This window comes from Pseudomonas sp. R43(2017) (assembly GCF_002112345.1).
GTDB lineage: Bacteria > Pseudomonadota > Gammaproteobacteria > Pseudomonadales > Pseudomonadaceae > Aquipseudomonas > Aquipseudomonas kribbensis.
In genome coordinates this window covers 113153-126581 of record NZ_NEHJ01000004.1, presented here as the reverse complement: position 1 = coordinate 126581, position 13429 = coordinate 113153, and the positions used below count along the sequence as shown (strand labels likewise).

Below are 13429 nucleotides of genomic sequence, written 5' to 3'. Positions count from 1 at the left end.
GGTCTTAACCTCGCGCCTGTTTATGGCTATCGGCATCGACACTGGCGGCCAGGATGGCCAGGACCAGTTGCTGGAAATCCAGACCGGCCGCTTTCGCCGCCATCGGTACCAGGCTGTGGTCGGTCATGCCGGGAGCCGTGTTGACTTCCAGGAACCAGAATTTGCCGTCGGCGTCCTGCATGACGTCCGCCCGGCCCCAACCGGCGATACCCAGCGCCTCGCAGGCTCGCGCCGTGAGGTCCATGAGTTCTTTTTCCTTGGCGGCATCGAGCCCGCACGGAATCCGATACTGGGTATCGTTGGCGATGTACTTGGCGTCGTAGTCGTAGAACGTGTGTGGCGTACCCAGGGCGATAGGAGGCAACACCTGGTCACGCAGGGTGGCGATGGTGAACTCCGGACCGTGGATCCATTGCTCGACCAACACTTGCGAATCGTAGGTACTGGCCGCTTTCCATGCGTCGATCAACTCGGACGCAGAACTCACTTTGGCCATCCCGATACTTGAACCTTCATGCGCCGGTTTGACGATCAAAGGGAAGCCCAGTTCCGTCGCTGCGGAAATACAATCGGCCTCGCTGCGCAGCACGGCGTGACGCGGCGTCGGAATCCCCAGCGTGTGCCAGACCTGCTTGGTGCGCAGTTTGTCCATCGCCAGCGCCGACGCGAGGATGCCGCTGCCGGTGTACGGAATGCCGGCCACTTCGAGCAGGCCCTGCATGCTGCCGTCTTCACCGCCACGACCGTGGAGGATGATGAACGCGCGGTCGATCTTTTCACTCAGCAGACGCTGCAGAATATCGGCGCCGACATCAATCCCGAACGCGTCCACACCGGCGCTTTGCAGCGCAGAGAGCACGGCGTTGCCGGACTTCAGCGAGACTTCACGTTCGGCACTCAGGCCACCGAACAGCACGGCGACACGGCCGAAGTCTTTCGGGGCAATGGTGGAGAACAGGTTGGCGTAGGCAGCAGTCATTTCAACTTCCCCTCGACCGGTGCGGCCACGGCACCGGCGAACAACTCGCTTTTCAACAGTTTCGGTGCGAGACCGCCGATATCACCGGCGCCCTGGCACAGCAGAATGTCCCCGGCACGCAGCAGCGGTTTGACCAGCGGCGCCAGGTCGACACCGCGCTCGATGTAGATCGGGTCCAGCTGACCGCGCTGACGGATGCTGTTGCACAGCTTGCGGCTGTCGGCACCCGGGATCGGCTCTTCGCCGGCCGGATAGACTTCCATCAGCAGCAGCACGTTGGCGTCGGCCAGTACATTGACGAAGTCGTCGTACAGGTCACGGGTGCGGCTGTAGCGGTGCGGCTGGTAGACCATCACCAGACGGCGCTCAGGCCAGCCACCGCGCACGGCCTTGATCACGGCCGCGACTTCGGTCGGGTGGTGACCGTAGTCGTCGACCAGCATCACGTTGCCGCCGTCTACCGGCAGTTCACCGTAGACCTGGAAGCGTCGGCCGACGCCCTGGAACCCGGACAGCCCCTGGACGATGGCTTCATCGCTGACGCCTTCGTCGGTAGCGATGCAGATGGTCGCCAGGGAATTGAGCACGTTGTGGTTGCCCGGCATGTTCACGGACACATCCAGCGGCTCGCGATCAGGGCGCAGCACGGTGAAGAAGGTCTGCATGCCCTGCTGGCGCACATTGATGGCGCGCACGTCGGCGTCTTCGCTGAAGCCGTAGGTCACGGTCGGGCGCTTCACCAGCGGCAGGATCTCACGCACCACCGGATCGTCCAGGCACATTACCGCCAGACCGTAGAACGGCAGGTTGTGCAGGAACTCGACGAAGGTTTTCTTCAGTTTGTTGAAGTCGCCGTCGTAGGTCGCCATGTGGTCGGCGTCGATGTTGGTCACCACAGCCACCAGCGGTTGCAGGTGCAGGAAGCTGGCGTCGCTCTCGTCGGCCTCGGCGATCAGGTAGCGGCTGGTGCCGAGCTGGGCATTGGTGCCCGCGGCATTCAGACGGCCACCGATGACGAACGTCGGGTCCAGGCCACCGGCGGCGAACACCGAAGCGATCAGGCTGGTGGTGGTGGTCTTGCCGTGAGTACCGGCGACGGCGATGCCGTGGCGGTAGCGCATCAGCTCGGCAAGCATCTCGGCACGCGGCACCACCGGAATACGGCGTTCCAGCGCAGTCGCGACTTCCGGGTTGGAAGTGTTCACGGCGCTCGAAACCACCAGCACGTCGGCGGCAGCGGCGTTCTCGGCACGGTGGCCGATGAAGATCTGCGCACCGAAGGATTCCAGGCGCTCGGTGACCGGCGAAGCCTTGAGGTCGGAGCCGGACACGGCGTAACCCAGGTTCAGCAGCACTTCAGCGATACCGCACATGCCCACGCCGCCGATTCCGACGAAGTGGATGCGACGGATGCGGCGCATTTCCGGTTGTGGCATGGCTTTCTGATTCTCAACCATGGGCCACCTCCAGACAGGTATCGACCACGCTGCGGGTGGCTTCGGGTTTTGCCAGACGGCGGGCCGCTCGGGCCATTTCTTCGAGTCGTTGCGGTTGCATCAAGACCTCTGTCAGGCGCGCGGCAAGGTCCGCGGCACCAGTCGTTCTTTGCGGCATCAGGAAGGCAGCGCCTTCGCGGGCCAGATAATCGGCGTTGCGGGTCTGGTGATCGTCGATCGCATGGGGCAAGGGCACCAGCATCGACGGCAGACCGGCGGCGGCCAGCTCGCTGACGGTCAATGCGCCGGCACGGCACACCACGATGTCAGCCCAGCCATAGGCCTGAGCCATGTCCTTGATGAAGGGCTGCACCTGCGCGTCCACGCCGGCGGCGCGGTAGCGCTCTGCAGTCACTTCATCGTGATTTTTGCCGGCCTGATGAAACACTTCCGGGCGCAAGTCGGCTGCGACTTGCGACAGGGCTTCAGGCAGCAACTTGTTCAACGGTTCTGCGCCCAGGCTTCCACCCAGGATCAGCAAACGCGCCTTGCGTCCGGCCAGTGCCGCACGCGGTGTTTCGAGGAACAGCTCGCTGCGCACCGGGTTGCCGGTGGTACGGCGGCTGTCCGACAGGGTAAAGGTGTCGGGGAACGCTTCACACACCCGGGCGGCGAACGGCACCAGCAACCGATTGGCGGTGCCGGCCACGGCGTTCTGCTCGTGAACGATCACTGGCACACCGGCCAGTTTGGCGGCGATACCACCAGGACCGGTCACATAACCACCAAAACCGACCACGCACACCGGACGCAGGCGGCGAATGATCGCCCGCGCCTGCCACACCGATTTCAGCAGCATGAACGGTGCCTTGAGCAGCGACAGCTTGCCCTTGCCGCGCAGGCCGGTGGCGTTGATGCGATGCAATTCAAGGCCGGCGGCCGGCACCAGGTCGTTCTCGATCCCCCGTGGCGTGCCGAGCCAGTGCACGGTGTAGCCCCGCGCCTGGAATTCACGGGCACAGGACAGTGCCGGGAACACGTGGCCGCCGGTACCGCCGGCCATGATCAATACGTTAGCGCCCATGGTTCGGCTCCTCGGCGAAGTCGCTCTCATGGAATTCCATCTCTTCACTGCCCAGGTGGGTCCGGCTCTCCCACTCGATCCTCAGCAACAGGCCAAGGCAGGCGCAGCAGATCACCAGGGAACTGCCGCCATAACTGAGGAACGGCAAGGTCAGGCCCTTGGTCGGCAGCAGGCCGACGTTCACGCCGATGTTGATCAGGAACTGACCGATCCACAGGAACGACAGGCCGTAGGCAACATAAGCGGCAAAAAACTGTTTGGCTTTTTCGGCCCACAGACCGATGTACATGCCGCGGATACACACGAACACGAACAGCGCTACGGTGCACAGCGAGCCGACAGCGCCCAGCTCTTCGGCCAGTACCGAGAACACGAAGTCGGTGTGGGCTTCCGGCAGGTAGAATTGCTTCTGCACGCTGTTGCCCAGACCAACGCCCAGCCACTCGCCGCGACCGAAGGCGATCAAGGCCTGGGACAATTGATAGCCCGCGCCGAACTGGTCGGCCCACGGGTCGGCAAAGTTGGTCAGACGTGCCATACGGTACGGCTGCATCTGGATCAGCAACACCACCGCCGCCACCGCCAGCACCACCATCAGCGAGAACCGGAACAGTCCGACCCCGCCCAGAAACAGCATCGCCGCCGCAGCGCCCATCATTACGACGGTGGCACCGAAGTCCGGCTCCATCAGCAACAGACCGGCCATCGGTAGCAGCACGATGAACGGCTTGAAGAAGCCCATCCAGCTCTCGCGCACTTCCTTCTGGCGACGCACCAGGTAACCGGCGAGGTAAATCACCACGAACACCTTGGCGATCTCGGACGGTTGCACGTTGAAGAAGCTGAAGCCGATCCAGCGCATCGAACCGTTAACCTCACGGCCGATCCCCGGGACGATCACCATCACCAGCAGACCGAACGCGCCGATCAGCATCATCCAGCCCAGGCGTTGCCAAGTGGCGATCGGAATCATCATGGTGACGATGCACGCGCCCAGGCCCAGCACCACGTAGATCAGGTGACGGGTCATGTAGTAGAGAGCGCTGCCCGACTGTACTGCACCGACTTCTGTCGATGCCGAGGCGATCATGATCAGGCCCAGGCCGAGCAGCGCCAGGCAACCGGCGAGCATCGGGAAGTCGAGGTCGATCCCGCGCCCGGTGATGATCGGCGACGGATACGGCTTGATGATGTTTCGCAGGCTCATGCCAGATCCTCCACGGCGCGGACGAACTGGTGACCACGGTCTTCGTAATTCTTGAACATGTCGAAACTGGCGCAGGCCGGCGACAGCAGCACCACGTCACCCGGCTGGGCGGCGGCGCGGCATTTTTCGACGGCGTCGATCAGTGTGGTGGCGCAGATCAGCGGCACCGCATCGCCGATGGCCTCGCCGATCTTGTCGGAATCGCGGCCCATCAGGATCACGGCACGGCAATGGGCCGCCGCCGGGTCACGCAGGTCCTTGAACTCGGCACCCTTGCCGTCGCCGCCGGCGATCAGCACGACCTTGCCGCTGATGTCCGCGCCCAGGCCTTCGATGGCGGCCAGTGCGGCACCAACGTTGGTGGCCTTGGAGTCGTTGTAGTAACCGACGCCGTCCAGGTCACGCACCCACTGGCAGCGATGTTCGAGGCCGGCGAAGTTGCGCAGGGCCGCGAGCATGGCGTCGAACGGCAGACCGACTGCATGACCGAGTGCCAGCGCCGCCAGGGCGTTGGACTGGTTGTGGGCGCCGCGAATCTTCAGTTCACGCACCGGCATCAGGTTCTGGAATTCGAAGGCCAGGTATTTCTCGCCATTCTCTTCGCGCAGGCCGAACGCCTTGAAATCGGGCTTGGTCAGGCCGAAGGTCCAGCATGGCTGGCCCTCGCCCATCAGCGGCCGGGTCAACGCATCCTGACGGTTGACCACGAACTGCTTCGCGCCACGGAAGATCCGGTGCTTGGCCAGGTGATAGGCCGGCAGACCGCTGTAGCGATCCATATGGTCTTCGCTGATGTTGAGCACGGTCGCCACTTCGGCGTTGAGCTGGTCGGTGGTTTCCAGCTGGAAGCTCGACAGCTCCATCACGTACAGCTCGACGTCATCGCTGAGCAGATCCAGCGCCGGCGTACCGAGGTTGCCGCCGACCGCCACGCGCTTGCCGGCCGCAGCCGCCATCTCGCCGACCAGGGTGGTGACGGTGCTTTTCGCGTTGGAACCGCTGATGGCCACGATCGGCGCCTTCGCGTTACGCGCGAACAGCTCGATGTCGCCGGACAGCTTCACGCCACGGGCCGCGGCGGCTTGCAGGGCCGGGGTCGCCAGCGCCAGGCCGGGGCTCACGTAGAGCTCGTCGGCACGGCACAGAAACTCGACGTCCAGCTCGCCACAACGCACTTCCACGTGCGGATAGTCACGCTGGAGCGTGGCCAGTTCCGGTGGATTTTCCCGCGTATCGGCCACCGCAAACGCCACGCCCCGGTTCGCCAGGAAGCGAACCAGGGACATGCCGCTCTTGCCGAGGCCGACAACGATGCGGAAGTGGTCAGAAGCGATCAGAGACACTCGTTCTACCTCAGCTTCAGGGTGGCAAGGCCGATCAGCACGAGAATCACGGTGATGATCCAGAAACGGACGATCACGCGCGGCTCGGGCCAGCCCTTGAGTTCAAAGTGGTGGTGTATCGGAGCCATGCGGAACACACGGCGACCGGTCAGCTTAAAGGAAGCCACCTGAATGACGACTGACAGGGTTTCCATCACGAACACGCCGCCCATGATGAACAGGACGATTTCCTGACGGACGATCACCGCGATGGTGCCCAGGGCAGCGCCCAGCGCCAGTGCGCCGACGTCACCCATGAAAACTTGTGCCGGATAGGTGTTGAACCACAGAAAGCCCAGGCCGGCACCGATCAGTGCGCCGCAGAACACGATCAGCTCGCCCGCGCCCGGTACGTACGGGATCAACAGGTATTCGGCGAATTTCACGTTACCCGACAGATAGCAGAAGATGCCCAGGCCACCACCGACCATCACCGTCGGCATGATCGCCAGACCGTCGAGGCCGTCGGTCAGGTTGACCGCGTTGCTCGAGCCGACGATCACGAAGTAGGTGAGCACGATGAAACCGGCGCCCAGCGGAATGCTGTAGTCCTTGAGCATCGGCAGGATCAGGGTGGTTTCCACCGGCGTGGCCGCAGTCATATAAAGGAAGATTGCCGCGCCGAGGCCGAACACCGACTGCCAGAAATATTTCCAGCGGCTTGGCAGACCACGGGAGTTCTTCTCAATGACCTTGCGGTAGTCGTCGACCCAGCCGATGGCGCCGAACAGCAGGGTCACCAGCAGCACGACCCAGACGTAACGGTTGCTCAGGTCAGCCCACAACAGGGTGCTGACACCGATGGAAGACAGAATCAGTGCGCCGCCCATGGTTGGCGTACCGGATTTGGACAGGTGCGATTGCGGACCATCGTTACGAACCGATTGGCCGATCTGACGGTTCTGCAGGGTGCGGATCATCCACGGGCCGTAGCACAGCGACAGGACCAGCGCGGTCAGCACACCGAGGATCCCGCGCAGGGTCAGGTACTGGAAGACCGCGAAGCCTTTGTAGAACTGTTGCAGATACTCCGCTAGCAGCAGCAGCATTAATGTTTCTCCAGACTGGACCCGCACAGGGCCGCAACGATGTTTTCCATCGCTGCGCTGCGCGAACCCTTGATCAAAATGGTGGTGTTTTTGTCCTGCTCGGCGCCGAGGGCCTGGATCAGTTCGGCCTGCGTGCCGAAGTGATGCGCCTCTTGGCCGAATGCGTTCACGGCGTGGACCATGTTCGGCCCGACAGCGTAAAGCGCGGAAACCTTGCCCCGGGCGTATTCACCCACGTCGCGGTGCCCCTGCTCCGCCCAGTCGCCCAACTCGCCGATATCCCCGAGCACCAGGACGGTGCGGCCGGAAAAGCCGGCGAGTATATCAACGGCCGCGCACATGGAGGTGGGGTTCGCGTTGTAAGTGTCATCGATCACGCGCATGCCGTTTTTCGCCAGTTGCGCGACGGTGCGACCTTTGACCGGTTGTACCGCGCCAAGCCCGGTGGCGATGCCGAACAGCGACACGCCCAGGGCGTGAGCGGCAGCGGCGGCGGCCAGGGCATTGGCGACGTTATGGGTGCCGAGCAGGTTCAACTGAACCCGTTCCACACCTTCAGGACTGTGCAGGTTGAACGCCGGGCAGCCACGGGCATCGGTGGCCAGGTCGCTGGCGTGGAAATCCGCTTGCGTGTTGCTCAGGGCGAAGGTCAGCACCTTGCGACCGGCAGCGCGGGTTTTCCAGATACCGAACGCCTTGTCATCGAGATTCAGCACGGCGACGCCATCGGCGGCCAGCCCTTCGATGATTTCGCCCTTGGCTTCGACGATTTTCTCCGGCCCGCCGAACTCGCCAACGTGAGCGGTGCCGGCGTTGTTGAGGATTGCCACGTGCGGCTTGGTCAGCCCTACGGTGTAGGCGATCTCACCCAGACGCGAGGCGCCCAGCTCAATCACCGCCGCGCTGTGTTCCGGGGCAAGTTCGAGCAGGGTCAGCGGTACGCCGAGGTCGTTGTTCAGGTTGCCACGGGTCGCGTGCACCGAGCCGCGCGTGCGCAGGATGCTCGCGAGCATTTCCTTGACCGTGGTCTTGCCGCTGGAGCCGGTCACGGCCGCGACCGGTTTGGTGAACGCAGCACGGTTCAGTGCGCCCAGTTGACCGAGGGCCTGGCGGGTGTCCTTGACCAGCAGTTGCGGCAGCGTGCTGTCGGCGACTTCGCGCTCGACCAATGCAGCAACGGCACCTTTGGCGGCGACTTCATTCAGATAGTCATGACCGTCGAAACGCGGACCGGTCAGGGCGATAAACAGTTGGCCGGCCTTGATGGCACGGCTGTCGATGCTCACGCCGTCGAAGCTGGCGTCCGCGCTGATCAAACGCGCGTCGAGTGCGTTGGTCAGTTCGCTGAGTTTCAGGGCCTTAAGCATGGGCCACCTCCCACGCGGTCAGGGCATGATCGGCCTCGACCAGATCAGAGAATGCGTGGCGCTCGCCGTTGATTTCCTGATAGTCCTCGTGACCTTTGCCGGCCAGGACGACTACGTCATCCGCCGAGGCACTGGCGATCAGTTGTGCGATGGCCTGGCCGCGACCGGCCACGAATGTCACGTTATCCACAGCCGTGAAGCCGGCGCGGATGTCATCGAAAATCACCGCTGGATCTTCGGTACGCGGATTGTCATCGGTAACCAGGACGCGGTCGGCCAGACGCTCGACCACTTCGGCCATCAGCGGGCGCTTGCCGCGATCGCGATCACCGCCACAACCGAACAGGCACAGCAACTGGCCTTTGACGTGCGGGCGCAACGCAGTCAGAACTTTTTCCAGCGCATCCGGCGTGTGGGCGTAATCGACCACCACCAGCGGCTGGGTGCCGCCGCCGAGACGCTGCATGCGTCCGGCCGGGCCTTCGAGTTTCGGCAGCACCTTGAGAATTTCGTCGAGGGCGTAGTCCAGACCGAGCAAGGCACCGACGGCAGCCAGCACGTTGCTCAGGTTGAAACGACCCAGCAATGTGCTGCGCAGATGATGTTCGCCCTGGGGGGTGACCAGCGTGGCGCGCACACCATGATCATCGAACTGCGCTTCGCGGACATACAGATAGGCGCTGCTGTCGAGCAGGCTATAGGTGATCAGACGCGACTCACGTTTTTCGGCGGCCAGTTGCCGGCCGAAATCGTCATCCAGATTGACCACACGGCACTTCAAGTCATTCCAGGCAAACAGCTTGGCCTTCGCTTCGGCGTAGGCCTCCATGGTGCCGTGGTAATCAAGGTGATCGCGGGACAGGTTGGTCATCACCGCCACGTCGAACGCCAGTGCAGTGACCCGGCCCTGATCCAGGCCGTGAGACGAAACTTCCATGGCCACGGCTTTGGCGCCGGCCTTTTTCAGGTCGCCCAGGGTCGCTTGCATGGCGATCGGATTCGGCGTGGTGTGCAGGCCACTTTGCAGCGAACCGTAGAAACCGGAACCCAGGGTGCCGACGATGCCGCAATGCTGGCCGAGCAGATCCAGCGCCTGTGCGACCAATTGGGTCACGCTGGTCTTGCCGTTGGTACCGGTCACGCCCACAAGATTCAGGTGATGACTCGGCTCACCGTAAAAACGACCGGCGATATCCGACAGCTGCGCCGCCAGGCCTTTGACCGGAATCAATGGCACGTCAGTGATCGGCAGCACGGTGGCGCCTTCCACTTCGTAAGCAACCGCGGCGGCGCCACGAGCCAGTGCGTCGGCAATGTGCGCACGACCATCGAACTTGCCGCCCGGCACCGCGAGGAACAAGTCGCCCGCGCGCACATTGCGGCTGTCGAGCGCCAGTTCACGGATCAACAGATCGTGGCCGGCGTGGGGGAAAATCTTGTTCAGACTAAGAGACATCAGCCGCGCCCTCCATTGGCTTTCAGCGGAACAGCCGGGGTGGCATTGGCCTGCTGGGTGTTCGGCAGGTTGTCCGGGGTAACGTTCATCAGACGCAGGGTGCCGGACATCACACGGCTGAACACCGGCGCCGAAACCAGACCACCGAAGTAACCGGCCTTGGTCGGTTCATCGATCACCACGACGATGGCATAACGCGGGTCGCTCATCGGGCCGAAACCGGCGAACAGCGAGCGATAGGAGTTTTCGGCATAACCCTTGGTGCCCACCGAGGTCTTGCGCGCCGTACCCGACTTGCCGGCCACGTGATAGGCGGGAACCTGCGCACGGAATACGCCACGCGGGGCTTCGATCACCTGTTGCAACATACCCTGCATGGTTTTCGCCACGGCTTCCGGCAGCACCTGGGTGGTCTGCGGCGCCTTGTCGGTTTTGATCAGGGTCAGCGGTGCGAGTCGACCGTTGTTGGCCAGTGCCGAGAACGCGTGCACCAGCTGAATCGCGGTCACCGAAACACCGTAGCCGTAAGACAGCGTTGCGGTTTCAGCCTTGCGCCACTCGCGGTAGTTCGGCAAGTTGCCGACACGTTCACCCGGGAAGCCAAGACCGGTGTCCTGGCCGAGGCCGACTTTCTGTGCGAGGCGGAAAATCGTTTCGCCGCCGATATCGAACGCGACCTTACTCATGCCGACGTTACTGGAATTGATCAGAATCCCGGTCAGGTCGAGCACCGGGCCTTCGGTCTTCGATACGTCCTTGATCGTGTATTTGCCGATCTGCAGCGAACCCGGATACACCTCGACGGTGTCGCTCGGTTTCCAGCGGCCGGTTTCGATCGCGGCGCTCATCGAAATCGCTTTCATGGTCGAACCCGGTTCGAACACGTCAATCATCGCGCGGTTACGCATCATCGCCGGTTGCAGGTTGCGACGGTTGTTCGGGTTGTAGGTCGGCTGGTTGACCATGGCGAGGATCTCGCCGGTCTTCACGTCCATGATCACCAGACTGCCGGCCTTGGCGCCGTTCTCGATGATCGCGTTACGCAGCTCACGGTTGGCCAGGTATTGCAGACGCAGGTCAATGGACAACGCCAAGGGCTTGCCGGCCTTGGCGTTCTTGGTGACCTGGACATCCTTGATCAGCCGACCGCGCCGATCCTTGATGACCTGCCGCTTGCCGGGTACGCCGGCCAGCCACTCGTCGTAGGCCAGTTCGACACCTTCACGACCGTGGTCATCGATGTCGGTGAACCCGACCATGTGCGCGGTGACTTCACCGGCCGGATAGAACCGGCGGAATTCTTCGATGCCGTAGACGCCCGGCACTTTCAGGTCGAGCACGGCCTGGCCCTGCTCGGGGGTCAGCCCGCGCACCAGATAAATGAATTCTTTGTTCGCTTGAGCTTCGAGGCGCTCGGCGAGGGCTTTCGGATCCTGGCCCAAGGCAGCGGCAAGCGCAGGCCACTTTTCCTTGGCCAGCTGCATTTCCTTGGCGTTGGCCCACAGCGTAGTCACCGGCGTACTCACGGCCAGAGGCTCGCCATTGCGGTCAGTGATCAGACCACGGTGTGCCGGGATCGGAATGTGACGAACGCTGCGCGCATCACCCTGACCCTTGAGGAAGTCACGGTCGATCACCTGCAGGTCGATGATCCGCCAGCAGATCGCGGCCACCATCACGCCGAGCAGACCGACGACCAGACGGAAGCGCCACGGGAAGAGTGCCCCTTCGAGTTTCATCATGGCGCCACCATCTTCACGTCAGCTGCGCCCGGGATGTGCATCTTCAGTTGTTCGGTGGCCAGTACTTCGATCCGGCTGTGGGCGGTCCAGGTGCTTTGTTCCAGGATCAGGCGCCCCCACTCGGCCTGCGCCTTGTCGCGCACGCTGAGTTCGTTATAAAGGGTATTGAGCAATTGCCGGTTCCAGTGGGCGCTATAGGACACGCCGATGGCCGACACGAGCACGCCGATGAACAGCAGCAGCATGAAAAAGCTGCCGCCAGGCAGTGGCTTGGCGAAAAGCTTGCTCACCGCAACTTCTCCGCGACGCGCATGACGGCGCTACGGGAACGTGGGTTGGCTTTGAGTTCGGCGTCGGAGGCCGTCTGCGCTTTGCCATGGACTTTGATTTTCGGTTCGAACGCGACGTGGCGAACCGGCAGGTTGCGCGGCAGGTTGTCGGCTTCGCCTTTCACCAGCTTGCGCATGAACAGTTTGACGATGCGGTCTTCCAGCGAGTGGAAGCTGATCACGACCAGGCGGCCGCCCACTTCCAGGCATTCGAGCGCGGCTTCAAGGCCCGCTTCCAGATCGCCCAGTTCGTTATTGACGTGAATGCGCAGGCCCTGGAATGCACGAGTGGCCGGGTTCTTGCCCTTTTCCCACGCCGGGTTGGCGACTTTCAGCACTTCAGCCAGATCGGCGGTGCGCTCGAACGGCGTGATGTCGCGGCGCTCGGCCACGGCACGGGCCATGCGACCGGAGAAACGCTCTTCGCCATATTCCTTGAACACCCGGGCGATTTCTTCCACCGGCGCGGTGTTGACGAATTCGGCTGCGCTGATGCCGCGGGACGGGTCCATACGCATGTCCAGCGGGCCATCATTGAGGAAACTGAAGCCACGCTCGGCATCATCGAGCTGCGGCGAAGACACGCCGAGGTCGAGCAGAATGCCGCTGACCTTGCCGGCCAGACCACGTTCGGCAACCACCGAACCGAGCTCGGCAAAGCTGCGCTGCACAACGACAAAGCGGCCGTCTTCGGCCGCTAGCGTTTGCCCGGTGGCAATCGCTTGTGGATCTTTGTCGAATCCGATGAGCCGGCCATCAGGCCCGAGCTTGCTGAGGATCAACCGACTGTGCCCGCCGCGCCCGAACGTGCCGTCCAGATAGCAGCCATCAGGACGTACGGCGAGAGCCTCGACGGCTTCGTCAAGCAGTACGGTGATGTGGTTAAAGCCGCTATCAATAGTCACAGGATCAGATCACGCAGTTCATCAGGCATGGCGCCCGGTTGTTGTATGGCAGCCAGGTCAGCGGCAGAAACCGCGTTCCAGGCATCTTCGTCCCACAGTTGGAACTTGTTCAGTTGACCGACCAGCATCGCGCGCTTGTCCAGCTTTGCGTATTCGCGCAGGCGCGGCGGCACCAGAAAACGACCACTGCCGTCGAGTTCGAGGTCGACGGCGTTACCAATCAATAAACGTTGCAGACGACGGTTCTCTTCGCGGAGCGAAGGAAGCGCGCGCAACTTGGTTTCAATAATTTCCCACTCATCGAGCGGGTAGACACACAGGCACGGATCAACGGCATCAATGGTCACGATCAACTGGCCGGAACTACGCGAAACGAGCTCGTCACGGTACCGGCTCGGCATGGCGAGACGGCCCTTTGCGTCGAGACTGATAGCGTTAGCTCCGCGAAACACGTCTGCGTTTCTCCAATTTTTATCGTTTTGAGCTCAAAAAA

General features: G+C 62.7%; 12 protein-coding genes. All 12 read right to left on the bottom strand.

The window, feature by feature from the left end:
* Positions 1-4: 4 nt before the first annotated feature.
* From CAG02_RS12595 to mraZ, 12 genes are read right to left on the bottom strand one after another with little or no spacing between them, the layout of a single operon-like run.
* Positions 5-979: a D-alanine--D-alanine ligase gene (locus CAG02_RS12595; RefSeq protein ID WP_085709354.1), complete on the bottom strand. Its 975-nt coding sequence runs from the start codon at positions 977-979 to the stop codon at positions 5-7.
* A complete protein-coding gene (gene murC / locus CAG02_RS12590; RefSeq protein ID WP_085709353.1) occupies positions 976-2436 on the bottom strand; it encodes a UDP-N-acetylmuramate--L-alanine ligase in 1461 nt (486 codons plus the stop codon). Before murC ends, CAG02_RS12595 begins: the two co-directional genes overlap by 4 nt.
* Positions 2429-3499, bottom strand: coding sequence for an undecaprenyldiphospho-muramoylpentapeptide beta-N-acetylglucosaminyltransferase (murG, locus tag CAG02_RS12585; RefSeq protein ID WP_085709352.1), 1071 nt, complete (start codon positions 3497-3499; stop codon positions 2429-2431). The genes murC and murG overlap by 8 nt, the downstream gene beginning before the upstream one ends.
* Positions 3489-4706 carry a putative lipid II flippase FtsW gene (gene ftsW / locus CAG02_RS12580; protein ID WP_085709351.1) on the bottom strand — a complete coding sequence of 406 codons (1218 nt, stop codon included), beginning with the start codon at positions 4704-4706 and terminating at the stop codon, positions 3489-3491. The genes murG and ftsW overlap by 11 nt, the downstream gene beginning before the upstream one ends.
* Positions 4703-6049: a UDP-N-acetylmuramoyl-L-alanine--D-glutamate ligase gene (murD, locus tag CAG02_RS12575; protein ID WP_085709350.1), complete on the bottom strand. Its 1347-nt coding sequence runs from the start codon at positions 6047-6049 to the stop codon at positions 4703-4705. The genes ftsW and murD overlap by 4 nt, the downstream gene beginning before the upstream one ends.
* Before the next feature lie 5 nt (positions 6050-6054).
* Complete coding sequence (gene mraY / locus CAG02_RS12570) at positions 6055-7137, bottom strand: phospho-N-acetylmuramoyl-pentapeptide-transferase (protein WP_015096766.1); 1083 nt, start codon at positions 7135-7137, stop codon at positions 6055-6057.
* On the bottom strand, positions 7137-8504 hold the full coding sequence (gene murF / locus CAG02_RS12565; RefSeq protein WP_085709349.1) for a UDP-N-acetylmuramoyl-tripeptide--D-alanyl-D-alanine ligase: 1368 nt from the start codon (positions 8502-8504) through the stop codon (positions 7137-7139). The genes mraY and murF overlap by 1 nt, the downstream gene beginning before the upstream one ends.
* A complete protein-coding gene (locus CAG02_RS12560; protein WP_085709348.1) occupies positions 8497-9960 on the bottom strand; it encodes a UDP-N-acetylmuramoyl-L-alanyl-D-glutamate--2,6-diaminopimelate ligase in 1464 nt (487 codons plus the stop codon). The genes murF and CAG02_RS12560 overlap by 8 nt, the downstream gene beginning before the upstream one ends.
* Positions 9960-11699, bottom strand: coding sequence for a penicillin-binding protein 2 (locus CAG02_RS12555; protein ID WP_170931600.1), 1740 nt, complete (start codon positions 11697-11699; stop codon positions 9960-9962). The genes CAG02_RS12560 and CAG02_RS12555 overlap by 1 nt, the downstream gene beginning before the upstream one ends.
* Complete coding sequence (ftsL, locus tag CAG02_RS12550) at positions 11699-11992, bottom strand: cell division protein FtsL (RefSeq protein WP_007956777.1); 294 nt, start codon at positions 11990-11992, stop codon at positions 11699-11701. The genes CAG02_RS12555 and ftsL overlap by 1 nt, the downstream gene beginning before the upstream one ends.
* The gene (gene rsmH, locus CAG02_RS12545) at positions 11989-12936 is read right to left on the bottom strand and encodes a 16S rRNA (cytosine(1402)-N(4))-methyltransferase RsmH (RefSeq protein WP_085709346.1); all 948 of its coding nucleotides are present in this window, start codon (positions 12934-12936) and stop codon (positions 11989-11991) included. The genes ftsL and rsmH overlap by 4 nt, the downstream gene beginning before the upstream one ends.
* The gene (mraZ, locus tag CAG02_RS12540) at positions 12933-13388 is read right to left on the bottom strand and encodes a division/cell wall cluster transcriptional repressor MraZ (RefSeq protein ID WP_003205355.1); all 456 of its coding nucleotides are present in this window, start codon (positions 13386-13388) and stop codon (positions 12933-12935) included. Before mraZ ends, rsmH begins: the two co-directional genes overlap by 4 nt.
* Positions 13389-13429: the final 41 nt, after the last annotated feature.

Coding starts and splice junctions, on each gene's coding strand:
- CAG02_RS12560 (WP_085709348.1), bottom strand. CDS start 9,960: ATGTCTCTTAGTCTGAACAAGATTTTCCCCCACGCCGGCCACGATCTG.
- murF (WP_085709349.1), bottom strand. CDS start 8,504: ATGCTTAAGGCCCTGAAACTCAGCGAACTGACCAACGCACTCGACGCG.
- murC (WP_085709353.1), bottom strand. CDS start 2,436: ATGGTTGAGAATCAGAAAGCCATGCCACAACCGGAAATGCGCCGCATC.
- murG (WP_085709352.1), bottom strand. CDS start 3,499: ATGGGCGCTAACGTATTGATCATGGCCGGCGGTACCGGCGGCCACGTG.
- CAG02_RS12595 (WP_085709354.1), bottom strand. CDS start 979: ATGACTGCTGCCTACGCCAACCTGTTCTCCACCATTGCCCCGAAAGAC.
- mraY (WP_015096766.1), bottom strand. CDS start 7,137: ATGCTGCTGCTGCTAGCGGAGTATCTGCAACAGTTCTACAAAGGCTTC.
- CAG02_RS12555 (WP_170931600.1), bottom strand. CDS start 11,699: ATGAAACTCGAAGGGGCACTCTTCCCGTGGCGCTTCCGTCTGGTCGTC.
- ftsW (WP_085709351.1), bottom strand. CDS start 4,706: ATGAGCCTGCGAAACATCATCAAGCCGTATCCGTCGCCGATCATCACC.